At 64.8% G+C, this 15,446-nt stretch carries 15 protein-coding genes and 1 pseudogene; 12 read left to right on the top strand and 4 right to left on the bottom strand.

All coding sequences use genetic code 11. From position 1 onward, the window contains the following. A pseudogene (locus Q322_RS23890) lies at positions 1 to 307 on the top strand (transposase); the annotation flags it as partial. Between the two features lie 46 nt (positions 308 to 353). Here the strand turns inward: Q322_RS23890 and Q322_RS0113525 are convergent. Then, positions 354 to 1,670 carry a S41 family peptidase gene (locus Q322_RS0113525; protein ID WP_029478443.1) on the bottom strand — a complete coding sequence of 439 codons (1,317 nt, stop codon included), beginning with the start codon at positions 1,668 to 1,670 and terminating at the stop codon, positions 354 to 356. A gap of 223 nt (positions 1,671 to 1,893) precedes the next feature. On the opposite strand from Q322_RS0113525, the gene ftsE reads away from it, so the two are divergent. From ftsE to Q322_RS0113510, 3 genes are read left to right on the top strand one after another with little or no spacing between them, the layout of a single operon-like run. Next, positions 1,894 to 2,577 (top strand): cell division ATP-binding protein FtsE, encoded by a 684-nt coding sequence (gene ftsE, locus Q322_RS0113520; protein ID WP_029478442.1) that lies wholly within the window; start codon positions 1,894 to 1,896, stop codon positions 2,575 to 2,577. Positions 2,578 to 2,587: 10 nt separating this feature from the next. Next, entirely contained in the window at positions 2,588 to 3,451 is an 864-nt protein-coding gene (locus tag Q322_RS0113515) for a cell division protein FtsX (protein WP_029478441.1), read from the top strand. After that, the gene (locus Q322_RS0113510; RefSeq protein ID WP_245593257.1) at positions 3,451 to 4,992 is read left to right on the top strand and encodes a murein hydrolase activator EnvC family protein; all 1,542 of its coding nucleotides are present in this window, start codon (positions 3,451 to 3,453) and stop codon (positions 4,990 to 4,992) included. The genes Q322_RS0113515 and Q322_RS0113510 overlap by 1 nt, the downstream gene beginning before the upstream one ends. Positions 4,993 to 5,024: 32 nt before the next feature. On the opposite strand, the gene Q322_RS0113505 is transcribed toward Q322_RS0113510, so the two are convergent. After that, positions 5,025 to 5,960 carry an ArsR/SmtB family transcription factor gene (locus tag Q322_RS0113505; RefSeq protein ID WP_245593256.1) on the bottom strand — a complete coding sequence of 312 codons (936 nt, stop codon included), beginning with the start codon at positions 5,958 to 5,960 and terminating at the stop codon, positions 5,025 to 5,027. Between the two features lie 399 nt (positions 5,961 to 6,359). Between Q322_RS0113505 and Q322_RS0113500 the strand changes: the two genes are divergently transcribed. From Q322_RS0113500 to Q322_RS0113465, 8 genes are all read left to right on the top strand, one after another. Further along, complete coding sequence (locus tag Q322_RS0113500) at positions 6,360 to 7,328, top strand: ABC transporter substrate-binding protein (RefSeq protein WP_029478438.1); 969 nt, start codon at positions 6,360 to 6,362, stop codon at positions 7,326 to 7,328. A gap of 181 nt (positions 7,329 to 7,509) precedes the next feature. Continuing rightward, positions 7,510 to 9,075, top strand: coding sequence for a sugar ABC transporter ATP-binding protein (locus Q322_RS0113495; protein WP_342667668.1), 1,566 nt, complete (start codon positions 7,510 to 7,512; stop codon positions 9,073 to 9,075). Further along, a complete protein-coding gene (locus tag Q322_RS0113490) occupies positions 9,072 to 10,079 on the top strand; it encodes an ABC transporter permease (protein ID WP_029478436.1) in 1,008 nt (335 codons plus the stop codon). Before Q322_RS0113495 ends, Q322_RS0113490 begins: the two co-directional genes overlap by 4 nt. Before the next feature lies 1 nt (position 10,080). Further along, positions 10,081 to 11,076, top strand: coding sequence for an ABC transporter permease (locus tag Q322_RS0113485; RefSeq protein ID WP_029478435.1), 996 nt, complete (start codon positions 10,081 to 10,083; stop codon positions 11,074 to 11,076). A gap of 54 nt (positions 11,077 to 11,130) precedes the next feature. Beyond that, positions 11,131 to 11,907, top strand: coding sequence for a hypothetical protein (locus Q322_RS21820; RefSeq protein ID WP_029478434.1), 777 nt, complete (start codon positions 11,131 to 11,133; stop codon positions 11,905 to 11,907). Beyond that, positions 11,904 to 12,536, top strand: coding sequence for a hypothetical protein (locus Q322_RS0113475; protein WP_029478433.1), 633 nt, complete (start codon positions 11,904 to 11,906; stop codon positions 12,534 to 12,536). Before Q322_RS21820 ends, Q322_RS0113475 begins: the two co-directional genes overlap by 4 nt. 302 nt (positions 12,537 to 12,838) lie before the next feature. Further along, entirely contained in the window at positions 12,839 to 13,858 is a 1,020-nt protein-coding gene (locus Q322_RS0113470) for a TerC family protein (protein ID WP_029478432.1), read from the top strand. A 77-nt stretch (positions 13,859 to 13,935) separates the two neighbouring features. After that, complete coding sequence (locus Q322_RS0113465; protein WP_029478431.1) at positions 13,936 to 14,160, top strand: hypothetical protein; 225 nt, start codon at positions 13,936 to 13,938, stop codon at positions 14,158 to 14,160. A gap of 32 nt (positions 14,161 to 14,192) precedes the next feature. Here Q322_RS0113465 and Q322_RS0113460 read toward each other — a convergent pair whose 3' ends face one another. Continuing rightward, positions 14,193 to 14,960 carry a DsbA family oxidoreductase gene (locus tag Q322_RS0113460; protein ID WP_029478430.1) on the bottom strand — a complete coding sequence of 256 codons (768 nt, stop codon included), beginning with the start codon at positions 14,958 to 14,960 and terminating at the stop codon, positions 14,193 to 14,195. A 60-nt stretch (positions 14,961 to 15,020) separates the two neighbouring features. Continuing rightward, positions 15,021 to 15,434 carry an excalibur calcium-binding domain-containing protein gene (locus Q322_RS0113455; RefSeq protein ID WP_029478429.1) on the bottom strand — a complete coding sequence of 138 codons (414 nt, stop codon included), beginning with the start codon at positions 15,432 to 15,434 and terminating at the stop codon, positions 15,021 to 15,023. Between the last annotated feature and the right edge of the window lie 12 nt (positions 15,435 to 15,446).

Raw genomic sequence — 15,446 nt, 5'->3', positions numbered from 1 at the left:
CAGTCTGGAGCGCCTGATCCTGGTGCTGTCGGTGGCGACCTTGCTGCTCGTCTCCGAAGGTATCGAGGTGGTGCAGCGTGGGGATCGACGACACGTCGATCCCCACTGGCGGCGGGCGCTGAGCTACCTCAAGATCGGTCTCCGGGCGGTTCATTACGCGCTGAGCCGTGGTCAGGCAATCTTCTCTCACCTGACGCTCCAGGGCGGGCCTGACCCTGAGCCACCAGGTCAGCGGAAACGCCTTCATGCCCCTCCTCAAACCACCCTTGAAGTCGGCTGGCAACTCGTTTTTCGTCCGCTCTCATAAAATTTGTCAGGCCGCCAGGGGGAGAGGCTCTCTTTGTTTCATAGATTTACTTCAGGACTTCCAGCGCCTTTCTCAGGATGGCGTCGTTCTGGATGTCCACGATGGCCTCGCCCTGGGTGGCGCTCTTGCTGGGGCGCTTGGCCTCGCCGGTGTAGGTGAACTTGCCTTCCTTGTCGGCGGTGACGGTCACGGGCTTGCCCGCCACGTTCAGGGTGATCTTGTCGCCCGCCTTCAGGCCGCTGCCGGTGAAGTTCAGGGCCGGGGTGTAACGGGTGTCCTGCACCACGATGTCAGGGGTGATGCCCTTCTTGTGAATCTGGCGGCCCTTGGGGGTCAGCCACTCGTTGGCGACGATGGCAATCTTGCCGCCGTCGGGCAGGTTGATCGGAATCTGGGCCACGCCCTTGCCAAAGGTCTGCTCGCCGATAATCTGGGCGCGGCCCTCGTCCTGGAGCGCGCCGGAGACGACTTCGGAGGCCGAGGCGCTGTTCTTGTTGACCAGCACCACCAGTTTGCCGGTGTAGTCGGTCTTGGCATCAGTGGCGCTGCCGAACACCTCGGTCTTCTTGTTGCGGTCGCGCAGGCTGACAATCGGGCCGCTCTTGAGAAACTGATCGGCCACGTCCACCCCGGCGTTAAGCAACCCGCCGCCGTTGTCGCGCATGTCCAGGACCAATTTGGTGACGTTCTTCTTTTTCATATCGGCCACGGCGGCGCGGAACTGCTGGCTAACCTTCTCGTTGTAAAAGGTGTTCAGCGCGATGTAGCCCACGTTGCCGGGCAGGATGGTGGCTTCCACGTCCACGATGGTCACCGGCTGGCGTTCCATCTTGACGGTGTAGGGCTTGCCGTTGCGCGCAAAGGTAATGGTGACCGTGGTGCCCTGCTTGCCACGCACCAGGCGCACGATCTCGTTGAGCTTGCTGGTGATGACTTCGGTGTCGTCCACCTTCACGAACACGTCGCCGATCTGCACGCCCGCGCCGATGGCCGCGCCGGTCTTGAACACATTGTCGATCTTGCCGCCGGTGCCGTCCGCGTTGGCGGCGATCAGTTGCACGCCGATGCCAAAGAATTTGCCCGCCAGGTTTTCCTGGTCGATGGCGTTGTCCTCAGGCTGGCTGTAGTAGGTGAACTCGTCGTTCAGGCTGCCCACCGCGCCGTTGATCGCGCCGCGCAGGACCTTTTCCTCATCGACGGGATACAGGTAATACTGCTTGAGATCACCGATGACGTCCAGCAGCGTCTTGCCGACGGGTGTACTTGTCAGGTTGGCCTGGCTGTAACCGCCGAGCTGGGCGTAGGAGACGGCGGCGGTGGCCGCGAGGGCCGCTCCCACGATGGTCAGGCGTTTGGCATTCACCCGGTCAGAATAGTGCGCGCCCCCGCCGGGCCATTGAAGTGCAGATGACAGGCGCGGCTCAGAAAAAACTCAGAGGCTGGGGGGAATTCGGCGGACGCCTGGGCCACCCGGCGGGAACGCTGAGAGCCGCGCTAAGGCAATTTTCATGGTCTGGGCTATGCTGGACCGTGACCATGAGCAGCCCCCCGTCTTTTCCCTCTGTATGCTGCGCCGGAGCGGCGGCGTGATCCAGTTTCACAGCGTCACCCTGTCCTACCCCATCACCGGCACCCTGGCGCTGGACGACGTGAGCCTTCAGATTGGCAAGGGGGAGTTCGCGTATCTGGTGGGGCATTCGGGGGCGGGCAAAAGCAGTTTCATGAATCTGGTCCTCAAGCGGGCGCTGCCCACACGGGGCGAGGTGCGGGTGGCGGGGCAATCGCTCAAGCACTACCGAGGACGGCGCACCGCGCTGCTGCGCCGCCGCATGGGCACGGTGTTCCAGGACAACCTGCTGCTCTCTCACCTGAACGCCTACGACAACGTGGCCTTCGCGTTGCGGGTTACGGGCGTCCACCAGCGCGAGTGGCCCAGCCGGGTCACGGCGGCGCTGCGGACCGTGGGCCTGGAACACAAGAAATACGCCCTGCCCGTGCAACTCTCGCGGGGCGAGCAGCAGCGGGTGGCAATCGCGCGGGCCATCGTGTCCGATCCGCCGCTGCTGCTGGCCGACGAACCCACCGGCAACCTGGACCCCGAGAACAGCCGTGAAGTGCTGAAGGTCCTGCAAAACGTCAACCTGCGCGGAACCACCGTGATCGTGGCCACCCACGCCCGCGAACTGGTGGAAAGCTACCGCCACCGCACCCTGACGCTGCGCAAGGGCAAGCTGGTGCGTGACGATCCGTACGGCGGCTACGCGCTATGAGCGGACGGCCATGAGCTACCACTTCCGTCAGGCACTGCTGGCCATGCGCGGCAACTTCACGGCGACGCTGGCGACGCTGGTGACCATGACCCTCACGCTGTTGATGCTGGGCTTCGTGCTGCTGCTGACCCTGAACGTGGACCGCACGCTGGGTCAACTGGAATCGCAGGTGGAGGTGGCGGCCTTTCTGACCCCGGATGCGGACGACGCCGGGCTGCTGGCGCAGGTCAGGGCGCTGCCGCAGGTGCGCGAGGCCCGGCTGGTGGGCAGCGATCAGGTGCTCGAAGAAATGAGCCAGACCTCGCCCTACACCCGCGACGCGGCGGGGCTGGTGGGCAATCCCTTTCCCGACACCCTGCGGATGAAGGTCAACCGGGTGGAGGACTCGCGCACGGTGGCCAATACTGTCTCGGCCCTGAGCGGTGTGGACGGGGTGGAGTACGGCGCGGGCTACGTGGACCCCACCGTCAAGACCCTGACCGCCGTGCGCGGCGCGGGCTACGCGCTGGTGGGGCTGCTGCTGCTGGGCACCCTCTTTAATATTCTGAATGCCGTGCGCGTGGCGATGTACGCCCGCCGCGACGAGATCAGCGTGATGCGGCTGCTGGGGGCCACCCGCGCCTTTATCCGCATGCCCCACGTCATCGAGGGCCTGATTGTGGGTGTGCTGGCCGCCGCGCTGGCCCTGGCGCTGCTGACCCCGGCGTACCTGGCCCTGGCCGGGCGGGTCCGCGAGCTGGCCCCGGTGCTTCCGGTGGTGACCGACGCCGACACGCTGCTGCCGGTGCTGGGCGGCGTGGCGGGCCTGGGCATTCTGATCGGCTTTCTGGGCAGCCTGTTCGCCAGTCGGCGCTACCTGCGGGAGCTGGAATAGTGGCGGAAGGAGCGCGGGGCGCGGCGCGCGCAGGTCTGCTCGTCTTGCTGGGCGTTGCAATGCTGGGGCAGGGCGCGGGCGCGCAAACCACCTCCCAGAAGTTGCAGCAGCTTCAGCAGGAGTTGCAGCAGCAGCGTCGGCTCAGCGCGGCGCAGGCCCAGGAACTGAACCGGATTCGCAGGAGCATCCAGAACCTCAGCGCGCAGCAAAAGGAGACGCTGGTCCGGCTGGACACGCTGGCAAACGGGGTCTCGGACCTGGAAAACGCGCTGGCGATCCTGAACACCCGCACCGCGCTGGCCGAGCGGCAACTGAATGAGACCACCTCGCAACTGAGCGTGACCACCGCCCGCGTCGACCGACTGAAGGGCGACGTGCGCGAGATCCTGAACCTCCAGTACCGCAGCCGCAGCAACGATTACCTGGGCCTGCTGTCGCAGGCGCGCAGCCTCTCGGACCTGCTGATCCGGCTGCGCTACGCCAACATGGCCGGGCAGTACAACACCCGCATCATCAGCAACCTTAAAGATGAGGTGGCGACCCTGAACGCGCAGCGGGCGCAGCAGGCGCAGCAAACCCGGACCCTCAAGGACATCGGCGTGCAGCGCAGCGCCGCCCTGGACCGTCTGAAGGTGCGGCGAGCCGAGCAGAACACGTTGCTGGCCAGCCTGCGGGGCAGCGAACAGGGTCAGCGTGCCCTGGCGACGCAGCGGCAGGCAGACCGCGCCCTGACCGCCCGCACCATTGACGGCCTGATCACCCAGGTCACGGCGGAACGCCAGCGCATCGAGGCCGAGCGCCAGCGCCGCTTGGAAGAGGAGCGCCAGCGCCGCGAGGCCGAGGCCCGCCGCATCCGCGAGGCCCAGGAGCGCGCCCGCCAGGAGGCCATTCGCCTGGCGGCGATCCGCGCCGAGCAGGAGCGCGTGGCCCGCGAGCAGGCCGCCGTGCGCGCCCGTGAGGCTGCCGAACGCGCGCAGCGGCTGGCCGCCCAGCAGGCCCGGCAGCAGGCCGAGGCCCAGGCCCGCGCCCAGGCCGCCCGCGACGCGCAGCAGCGGGCCATACGTGAGCAGCAGCAGCGCGCCCGCGAACAGCAGCTTCAGCGTGAGCAGGAGGCTTTGCAGCAGCGCAGTCAGCAGGTTCAGGCCGCGCAGGACCGCGTGGAACAGGAGTTGCAGCCGTTGCCCGCCCTCAGCGGCCCGCTGGGTTTTCCGCTGCCGGGTGGGCGGATCAGCGCTCCCTACGGCACCGGCGGCTCACCCTGGGTGGTGCTGGCCGGGTCCGACGGTTCGCAGGCGGTGGCCGCGCGCGAGGGCAACGTGCTGGCCGTGACCTACTATGCTTCGCTGGGCTGGGTGGTGCTGGTGGACCATTACAGCGCCATCAGCGCCTATTTTGGCCTGACCGAGCCGCTGGTCAGCGTGGGCACTCGCGTCTCTCTCGGCACGCCGTTGGGCACCGTGGGCGGCTCGCAGATCATCGGCCCGCAGCGCATGGCCTTCCAGTACCGGCTGGGCGGCGCGTCGGTGAATCCGGGCTTCTAGCCCCGCCCATCCATAGCGACTGGATCCCAGAACTACTTGATCACGTAAGGCCGCTCGCCCTCGCGGAATTCGTACCACAGGCGCATCAGCAGGTCCTGCTCGGTGTTGCCGAATTTGTGGCCGAACAGATTGACGCCGCCCTTGTAGCGCGCGTCGTCCTTGACGCCCACCCGCACCTGAATCTGCGGCTGTGCCGTCAGGCCGAGCTGCTCAATGGGGGTTTCGCTCACCTGTTTGCCGTCGATAAAACTGCCCTCGCGGTTGATCTTGAAGCGCTTGAGAACACCGTGCTGGGTGTGGTTGATCGGCCACCACAGCGGGGTGTTCTTGCCCCGCACGCCGCCGAAATCCGCTGGACTGGTCCAGGTGCCGATCTCGGTGTCGTTGACCCAGACGGTGATGTCCGAGGGCCAGTCGAGGTCGTGTTCGGGCGCTTCGGAACACAGCTCCAGCGACAGCTCCAGCTCGCTGGCCTCCGCGCCGTGCGGCAGGTTGTTGGGAAAGTCGTAGCCCAGCGTGCCGTGCCGGAACCAGATGATCTGGGCAAACACATGCTCCGGCTCGAAAAAGGAGCGCGCGTCATCCACCAGCCCGATCAGCTTGGACTCGGTGGCCAGGCCGCAGGTGGGCACCACGTCCGAGCGGCGGTAGTTGCCGATGGGCATGGAGATCTCCACCACGTCATGCTGGGCGCTGACCGCCGCGCCGGGCAACTTGATCAGAATCTCCTCGTACCGCTTGCTGATCAGCTTTTGCCGCCCGCGCGTGCCGGGCATGTACTGCACTTCCAGCAGCCCGGCCTCTTCCAGCAATTTAAGGTTGAAGTTGACCGTTGAGTGCGGTAGCCCAATCGCCGCCGTCAGCTCGCTCACGTTCATGGGGCTGTGCGACAGCAGGCTGAGCATCGACAGGCGGGTCTCGCTGTTGATGGCGTGAACGACGGCCAATGTACGTTGTCCTTCGGCCACCAGGGTTCGGTTTCCTGCAATTGGCATCTCGCTCCTTGTGCCTCTCCCATCTATTCGAGGCGATACCCACCAAACTTACAAGTTTATTGGTGGGATTGCAAGACAGGTGTGGATGAAGTATTGCATTGGCCAAAAATCCCTGTTGAGACGTATAATCTCGTCAGTCCGTGTACATACTCCGCTAAGCTGGAAGACCAGTGTCCGGGTTGGTTTGGTGGATTAAGTCGAAAAAAGTTGACATCAAGTGGCCGAATTGGTAGCTTTATCTCGTTTATCACAACAGACCTGGCAAGGCCCCCTCACCGGACGGGGCAGATGACCGCACCGCAGCTTTACGTCAACCCTCATTGCGGGCCAGCACGGCCCGGCGCTCAGGACTTCCCTCATGGAGGAAAAGACATGAAAAAACCCGCAACCATCGGAATGCTCGCACTCGCCCTGGTTACCGGCAGCGTACTGGCCCAGACCATGTTGCCCAAGCTGGCTGTCAAGAAGACCTACAAGGTGGGCTTCGCCCAGACCGAGAGCAACAACCCCTGGCGTTTGGCCGAGACCAAGAGCATGCAGGACGAGGCCAAGAAGCTGGGCTATCAACTGGTCTACACCGACGCTGCCGGGTCCACCGCCAAGCAGGTGGCCGACGTGCGCAGCATGATCGCGCAGAAGGTAGACGCCATCTTCCTGCCGCCCCGCGAGGACAAACCGCTGGCCCCTGTGGTGGCCGAGGCGCGCAAGGCCGGAATTCCCGTGATCTTGATCGACCGGAACATCGATCCCAAGTTGTCCAAGGCCGGGACCGATTACGTGACCTTTATCGGCTCCAACTTCATCATGCAGGGGCAGCGGGTGGCCGACTGGCTGGTCAAGAATGCGGGCGGCAAGACCAACATCATCGAGCTGGAAGGCACTACCGGCTCCAGCCCGGCCAATGACCGCAAGAAGGGATTTGACGACGTGATCGCCAAGAATCCCAAGTTCAAGATCGTCGCCAGCCAGACCGGAGATTTCTCCCGCGACAAGGGCCGTCAGGTGGCCGAAACGCTGCTCCAGGCCCACCCCGAAGCCAACGTGATCTACGCCCACAACGACGAGATGGCAATTGGCGCGGTCTCGGCCCTGCAAGCGGCGGGCAAGACGCCGGGCAAGGACGTGCTGGTGCTGTCTATCGACGGCGGCAAGGAAGCCGTGCAGATGGTGGTGGACGGCAAGATCAACTACGTTGTGGAAAGCAACCCGCGCTTTGGCCCGGTGGCTTTCAAGACCTTGCAGGACTACGCCGCCGGCAAGAAATTCCCTGCCAAAGTGGTGCTGTCTGACCGTGACTACAATCCTGAAAACGCCAAGGAAGGGCTGCCGGGCGCGTACTGACCCCAGTCAGGAACGTCACCTGATTGACCTCGCCTCCCTGCCGCGTCACGCCCCAAAGCGTGGCGCGGTTTTTGACCGAGGTGGTCTCCGAGGTGGTCTGACCGAACAGGGCAAATCTGGGCGCACAATGACCCCGAACGACGCGTACTCTTTCCATCAGCCACCGCCAAGGAGAATGCTTTTGACGGCCCCACACTCCCCCTCAGCTTCACCGCCGCCCCTGCTCGACATGCAGGACATTCAAAAGAGTTTTGCGGGCGTCGTGGCGCTTGCTGACGCCTCGCTCACGGTTGCGCCGGGCGAGGTCCATGCACTGATCGGCCAGAACGGCGCGGGCAAGAGCACCATGATCAAGGTGCTGACCGGCGCGTACCGGCGAGACGGCGGCAGCGTCACCTTTGCGGGCGGCCCGGTGGAGTTCACCTCGCCGCTGGCCGCGCAGCAGGGCGGGATTGCCACCATCTACCAGGAGGTCAACCTGATCGCCCTGCGGACGGTGGCCGAGAACATCTTTCTGGGGCGCGAACCCAAACGCTGGGGCCTGATCCAGTGGCCCGTCATGAACGCCGAGGCCAATCGCCTGCTCAGAGAGCTGGGCATCGGGCTGGACGTGACCAGACCGCTGGGAGAGTTCAGCACGGCCATTCAGCAGATGGTGGCGCTGGCCCGCGCGGTGTCCATCAACGCCCGGCTGGTGATCATGGACGAGCCGACCAGCAGTCTCAACGAGCGCGAGGTGGACACGCTGTTCGGCGTGATCCGGGGCCTGAAGGAGCGAAGCGTGTCGGTGATCTTCGTCTCGCACCGCCTGGACGAGCTGTACGCCGTGTGTGACCGCATTACCGTGATGCGCGACGGGCGCACAGTGTACGCCGGAAATATGGCCGACATCAGCCGCCTACAACTGGTGGAGCAGATGCTGGGCCGCGAGATCAAGAACGAGGGCGCGCAGACCGGCTTCGTGAAGTCCGGCGCTGGCAAGGCGGGCGAGCCGTTGCTGAAAGCTGAGGGGATTCGCCTGGGCCAGCGTTTAACTGGCGCTTCGGTGGCCGTCCGGCAGGGCGAGGTGGTGGGCCTGGCCGGATTGCTGGGATCAGGGCGCAGCGAACTGGCGCGCGTGATCTTCGGTGCAGATATGCCGGACGCGGGCGAGGTCACGCTGGACGGCCAGCCCGCCCACTTCCGCACGCCTGCCGAGGCCATCAATGCGGGCCTAGGCTTTTGCAGCGAGGACCGCAAGGCCGAGGGCATCATTCCCGAACTGAGCGTGCGCGAGAACCTCACACTGGCGCTCCTGCCGCGTCTGGCGCGCGCGGGCGTGGTGGACACCGTGCGCCAGAGTGAGATCGTGAACCGCTTCGTGGCGCAACTGGGCATCAAGACCAGTGACCCGGATCAGCCGATCCGCGAACTGTCGGGCGGCAACCAGCAAAAGGTGTTGCTGGCCCGCTGGCTGGCCACCGATCCCAGATTGCTGATTCTGGACGAACCCACGCGCGGCATCGACGTGGGCGCGAAGGCCGAGATTCAGCGCTTGATCGGCGAGCTGGCCCGTGGCGGTCTGGGCGTGCTGATGATCTCCAGCGAGTTGGAAGAACTCATAGAGGGCTGCCACGAGGTCACGGTGCTGCGCGACGGGCATTCGGTGGCGCGGTTGTCGGGCGACGGCATCACCGAGCCGGAGCTGTTGCACGCGATGGCGCAGGGGTTGGAGCCTCAAGACATCCCCGCACAGGTCAGTCCGTGAGCGGCACGGCCTCCAGCGCCCGCCAGGCACGCTCCGGCGGCGGCTGGCAGACCTTGCTGGCGGACCTGAAACAGGTGCGGGCCAGCATCCTGATCCTGCTGGCGCTGCTGATTTTCAATGCGCTGTTCACGCCGTATTTCTTAAGCGTACAGACCCTCAACGTCAATCTGACCCAGGTGGCGACGATCATTATCGTGGCGATGGGCATGACGCTGGTGATCGCCACCGGGGGCGTGGATCTGTCGGTGGGATCGCTGATGGCCATCAGCGGCGTGCTGGCCCCGCTGATCTTTTTGAATCCGGTGTTTGCTGGCGCGCAGTGGCTGGGGATCGCACTGGCCTTTGTCGTGCCGGTGCTGGTGGCGGGGGCCTTCGGGGTGCTGAATGGCCTGTTCGTGACGCGGCTGAAATTGCAGCCCATCGTCGCCACGCTGGTCCTGTATATCGCCGGACGCGGCATCGCGCAGGTGATTACCAACGGGCAGCTTCAGAGCTTCAGCACGCCGGGATTCTCGTACATCGGACTGGGACGGCCCTTCGGGATTCCCTTTCAGGTGATCCTGATGCTGGTGATCGTGGCGCTGACGTACTGGGCGGTGCGGCGCACGGTGTTTGGGCGTTCGGTGCTGGCGGTGGGCGGCAACGAGACGGCGGCGGGGCTGTCGGGCATTCCGGTGGCGCGCGTCAAGGTGGCGGTGTATGCCATCAGCGGGTTGCTGGCCGGGATCGCCGGACTAATCGTGATCGCCATCAATTCCAGCAGCGACGCCAATCAGGTGGGGCAGGGTATGGAGCTGGACGCTATCGCGGCAGTGGCGGTGGGCGGCACGCTGCTGGCGGGCGGGCGGGCGCAGGTGCTGGGTACGCTGTTCGGGGCGCTGATCATTCAACTGATCCGCTTCACGCTGCTGGCCAAGGGCGTGCCGGACGCCGCCGCGCTGGTGGTCAAGGCCGCCATCATCATCATCGCGGTGGCCCTGCAACAGCGCCGCCGGAGGGAATAGCATGCTGAACACCAATCTCACCGGTGACCCCCGCCGCGCTCGCCTGCTGAGCCTGCTGGGGCAGTACGGCGTGCTGGCCGCCTTCATCCTGCTGATCATTTTCGGGTCTTTGCGTTACGAGGGCTTTCTCAGCGCGTACAACTTTTCCACCTTCCTGCGCTATAACGCCATGTTCGGGCTGATCTCGCTGGGCATGTGCTTCGTGATCATCACCGGCGGGATTGATCTGTCGGTGGGCAGCGTGGTGGCGCTGTCCAGCGTGGTGGCCGCGCTGCTCAGCCCTTATGGTGTGGTGGTGGCCGTGCTGGGCGCAGTGGCGGCGGGCGCGCTGGTGGGCGTGATCAATGGCCTGATCATCACGCGGCTGAACATCCAGCCGTTCATCGTCACGCTGGCGACGTTGCTGGGGGCGCGGGGCGTGGCGCTGCTGCTGGCGCGCAACCAGGGCGGCGTGGGCCTGGACCCTGGCAACACGGCGCTGACCTGGCTGGGACAGGGCGATCTGCTGCGGCTGCCGGTGCCGGGGGTCATTTTGCTGATCGCCTTTGTGGTGGGCGGCGTGGCGCTGCGGTACTCGCCGTTCGGGCGGCATGCGCTGGCCATCGGTGGCGGCGAGGACGCCAGCAAACTGATGGGCCTGAACGTGGGCCGCGTGCTGCTGGGGGTCTACGTGCTCTCCGGCGCGCTGGCGGGCCTGGCCGGGATGATCCTGGCCGCGCAACTGGGCGCGGGGCAGCCCACCGAGGGCCTGGGCTGGGAACTGTCGGCCATCGCGGCAGTGGTGGTGGGCGGTACGCTGCTGACGGGCGGCACCGGTAGTGTGTGGTCCACGCTGGTGGGCGCGCTGCTGCTGGGGCTGATCTTCAACATCCTCAATTTCGAGAACGGCAAGGGCATCATCTCCTTGTCACCGTACTGGCAGAGCGTGATTCGTGGCGGTTTCCTGCTGCTGGTGGTGGTGATCCAGAGCCGGACGGGACGGCGGGGGAGGGCGTAGTGGGATTGCCCCCGTCACCTGCTGGATGGCAATTCTGGTTACAATACAAGAGCCATGAAAAAATCACATAAAAACACTGTTCTGGCAGTGGGGGGCAGCGCCCTGACGATGACGCTGCTGACCGCCTGTCCTCCCGCGCCGCCGCCCTATGCGTCCACCACCCTGGACTTCCGCTTTCCCGACACCGCTCAGAGCGCTGCCCAGAGCGCTGACCTGACGCTGGCCGCCATCTATTTCGTGGATGGCTCCAGTTCCCAGCAGAATGCGGACGTGCAGGTGCTGACCACGGGCGATCTGACCAGGGACGGGAATTTCTCGTATCCCGGAGGTCCCAACGCGGGCGGCACTGTCAACGGCGGCACCCTGCGGCTGGATTCCTTTGCGCTCGAGCCACTCAGAAAGAACGCCGCCTGCCTGACCTCCTTCAAGACTGGCGAGGCCAGGGGGCTGGACAACGTGGTGGTCACGCCTGAAACTGCCAGAACCTGCAACGTGTATTTCACGCTGTTCCGTGACGCCAGTGGGAACCGCAAACCCGAGAGCGGCGAGGAACTGTTCACCACCCACGACATCTACAGCTACGCCGATACGGCCTTTGCATACAGCTTCAGCAGCACAGACGGTAAATCGGTGGAGAACGGCAGGCGCGCTGCTGGCTGGAGTCTGGTGCGTCACGAGGTGCTGCAGCCCAGCGCCACGCCCGGCCAGTACCGCGTGACCATGAACAGTGTGCCCGCCGCTGACGAGGGTCTGGTCATCCGCCTGCACGAGGACACGGACCGACTGATCTCGATGGGCCTAAATAACCTGGACCGGGGAGGTCTGAAATGAAGCGTCTGAACCTGACCGTCCTGTCCGGGCTGGGCCTGCTGCTGGCAGCCTGCTCGGCTGGCAACTCTGCCGCCCCTGATGGAGGCCGCCCGCCGCTGCCGACTGGTGTGGAGGTCCGTTTTCCCGCTGCGCCCACGAACGCCTACCTGTCCCTGCTGACCGAGGACGGCACGGGCGTGTACCAGGTGAGCGTGCCCGCCGGGGCCACCAGCGCAGAAGTCGATCCGGCCAGGTGGCAGGCCGAGGAGAAAAACGCGCAGGACGTGTCACTGCTGTTGCCCGCCGGGACCGTGGAAGGCAGCCTGAAGGGCAGTATCGGCGACGCGATGGCGCGCTTTCTGCGCTGGACCATGTGGCAGGACAAGAATGCCAACGGCATCCGCGACGATGGCGAGACCCTGGACCTAATGACGCATGACCGTGTGGCCTACGCCAGTCAGCCGTTCACGGCCATTTTCAAGACCACCCCCCCCGATATGCAGCAGAGCTGGAAGCTGGCCGCAGGCTGGTCCCGCGCCGAGCATTATGTGTACTTGCCCAGAGGCAGCAAAACGTATATCCGCAGCCTGGAGACCGTCAAGCTCCAGCGCTATATCTTGCATGTGGAAACGCCGATCACCAGCCAGTAAAAACCTGAACAGACAGGTGGGAACCGTGCTCAGGTGTTCCCTCCCGCCTTCCCCGTGTTCCACGCCTGCCGCAACACCTCATATAAAACATGTGTGAAGGTCTCGCGGTCCCGGTCCCGGCTACACTGCTGGTCAACGAGGGAGTAGCCACCTGCACACGGCAGGGGAATGCGTCGTCAATACGGGCCTAGGGTCCCGGTGCATTTCATAATCGGCAAGACTCGGCACGCGAAGACGTGTCGGGCTTTTTTTATCCCTGACTGGAATCCTGCAAAGGGCCTCTTCGCTGCAAGGAGACGACAATGGACCTTTCTTTTCTGACGGCGAGCGAGTGGCTGGGCAAACCCGCGTGGATGTGGGTGATGTTCCTGGCGGTGGTGATCGCCCTGCTGGCCTTTGACCTGGGTGTGCTGGAAAAACGCCGTAAGGCCAAACTGGCCCCCGATAACGACGGCGTGATGGGCGTGCGCCAGAGCCTGTGGCTGTCGGCCTTTTACATCGCCATCGCGCTGATCTACGGGGCGTGGGTGTGGGCCACACTGGGCCGCGAATCGGGCATGGCCTTTTACACCGGCTTCGCGCTGGAAAAGGCGTTGGCGCTGGACAACGTGTTCGTGATCAGCCTGATCTTCGCCTTTTTCGCCATTCCCCTGAAATTGCAACGGCGCGTGCTGCTGTGGGGCATCCTGGGCGTGATCGTGTTGCGGGCTATTATGATCGGGCTGGGCACCGCGCTGGTCACGCAGTTCGACTGGGTGCTGTGGATCTTCGGCGCGTTCCTGCTGTTCACCGGCATCAAGATGCTCAGGGGCGGCGACGCCGAGCATGATTTTTCCAGCAACAAGCTGCTGGTGTGGATGAAAAAGCATCTGCGGATCACCGATGAGTTGCACGGCGAGCGCTTCATCGTCAAGAAGGATGTGGGTGGCAAGATCCGAACTTTCGCCACGCCGCTGCTGCTGGCGCTGGTCATGGTGGAAACCGCCGACGTGGTCTTTGCGGTGGACTCGATCCCGGCCATCTTCGCCATCACGCAGGACCCGTTTCTCGTCTACACCTCCAACATCTTTGCCATCCTGGGGTTGCGGGCGCTGTATTTCGCGCTGGCGGCGATGGTCCACCGCTTCAAGTACCTCCAGCCCGCGCTGTCGCTGGTGCTGGTCTTTATCGGCCTCAAGATCTTTTACTCGCAACTGTGGGGCAAGCTGGACCCGGCCATCAGCCTGGGCGTGACCCTGAGCCTGCTGGCGGGCGGCGTGATCGTCAGCCTGATCAAGACCAAAGAGGCGCCTCCCGCACAGGAGCCACCCGCCTCGGCCTGAGGCTGACCTGAACTCTGAACCGAATGCGCTGTCTCAAGCGGAAATCCTGTTACGGGGTTTCCGCCTATTCTTGTGGGATGGAGCTTCGCCCGCTGACATCCGCAGACCTGAGCGCCGCCGCGCAGGCGTTCACGTTGACCTTCAACGCCACGCCGTGGAACGAGACGTGGACGCTGCAAAGTGCCTCCGTCTGTCTGAGCGATCTGCTCATGGTTCCCCGTGCAGCGTGTCTGGAAGAAGCGTTTTACGTCGAATTCGGTTTCCGCCGGGCAAGGCGGCAAATCATGCTGGTGCGGCCCTGATCAAGGGTCAAAAATCTCAGCCTGTTCTGGGCCTATTTCTGAGACGGCACCGCGCACTGCCCGTCCTCGCAGCCGTCCGCCTCATTCGCCGTGCCCAGCAGGGTCAGGGGGATGGGATTTGTCTCGGCCCAGACCTGTTCCAGTGCGCCGCGCAGCACCTCTGGACCCTGCGCGCCACTCACGCCATACTTGCCGCCCAGCACAAAGAAGGGCACGCCGCCGATGCCGAGGGCCTGGGCCTGCGCCTCGTCCTGCCGCACCTCATCGGCATACCTGCCGCTTTCCAGCGTGGTGCGAACTTCTGAGCTGTCCAGACCGACTTCCTGCGCCAGTGCTACCAGCGTCTCTACCTCGCCCACGTTCTGGCCTTCGGACATGTACGCGCGCAGCAGCCGTTCCTTCATGGCGTCCTGCTGACCGTGTTCGGCGGCCAGATGCAGCAGTTGATGCGCCAGAAAGGTGTTGGTCAGGCGCGTGTTCTCGAAGTGGTAGTCCAGGCCCTCGCCCGCCGCCGTCCCCGTCATGCTGTCCATCATCTCCTGCGCCTGGGCGGGGGTGCGGCCATATTTGCGGGCCAGCACGTCGCGCATGGACTGCGGGTTGCTGACGGGCGCGCCCGGATCAAGCTCGAAACTGCGCCACACGACTTCCACCTCGTCTCTCTGGGGGAAGTCGTGCAGCGCCGCCTCAAAACGCCGCTTACCGATATAGCACCACGGGCAGGCGATGTCGGACCAGATGTCCACCCGCAGCTTGCCGGACGTAGAGGGCGTGAAGGGATGGGGGGCAGTGGCGGTCATGCCCTCCATCATGCCCTAGTTTAGAAAATAAAGCATGAGCTGGCGCACAAATGCCGGGGCCTAGCGGTCTCCCCGGTCACACGCGACGCTATTGCGGTTGGAGTCCAGCCCGGTACGGTAGCCCGGTGTGCCCAGCCGGATCGGCGCGGCCCCGGCGGCGCGCAGGGCGGCGCAACTGGCGTAATACATGCTGCCCGGCGCTATCAGCCGCGCGCTGCCGGTCACGGGCCGCGTCAGCGAGCGGGCGATGTAGCCGCCGCGCCCCTGGTACGTCGTGCGGCACCAGTCGCCTGTGCAGGCCACCGTCAGCAGCGTGCCCCTGGGGATCACCCGCAGCACCTGACCCTGCGGCGAGGGCAGGCGGCGCAGGTTGGCGTTCGCGGTGGTGGTGGCGGTGGTGGCGCTGGCCAGACCTGTTAACCCCAGCCCCGCCAGGCCCAGCACGAGGGTCAGTGCCTTGAAAGAGATGTTCATGGCCTCAGCGTG

The organism is Deinococcus frigens DSM 12807 (assembly GCF_000701425.1).
Classification (GTDB): Bacteria; Deinococcota; Deinococci; order Deinococcales; family Deinococcaceae; genus Deinococcus; species Deinococcus frigens.
This window is presented reverse-complemented; position numbering and strand designations above follow the sequence as displayed.

Coding starts and splice junctions, on each gene's coding strand:
- Q322_RS0113460 (WP_029478430.1), bottom strand. CDS start 14,960: ATGACCGCCACTGCCCCCCATCCCTTCACGCCCTCTACGTCCGGCAAG.
- Q322_RS0113465 (WP_029478431.1), top strand. CDS start 13,936: ATGGAGCTTCGCCCGCTGACATCCGCAGACCTGAGCGCCGCCGCGCAG.
- Q322_RS0113475 (WP_029478433.1), top strand. CDS start 11,904: ATGAAGCGTCTGAACCTGACCGTCCTGTCCGGGCTGGGCCTGCTGCTG.
- Q322_RS21820 (WP_029478434.1), top strand. CDS start 11,131: ATGAAAAAATCACATAAAAACACTGTTCTGGCAGTGGGGGGCAGCGCC.
- Q322_RS0113485 (WP_029478435.1), top strand. CDS start 10,081: ATGCTGAACACCAATCTCACCGGTGACCCCCGCCGCGCTCGCCTGCTG.
- Q322_RS0113455 (WP_029478429.1), bottom strand. CDS start 15,434: ATGAACATCTCTTTCAAGGCACTGACCCTCGTGCTGGGCCTGGCGGGG.
- Q322_RS0113515 (WP_029478441.1), top strand. CDS start 2,588: ATGAGCTACCACTTCCGTCAGGCACTGCTGGCCATGCGCGGCAACTTC.
- Q322_RS0113470 (WP_029478432.1), top strand. CDS start 12,839: ATGGACCTTTCTTTTCTGACGGCGAGCGAGTGGCTGGGCAAACCCGCG.
- Q322_RS0113500 (WP_029478438.1), top strand. CDS start 6,360: ATGAAAAAACCCGCAACCATCGGAATGCTCGCACTCGCCCTGGTTACC.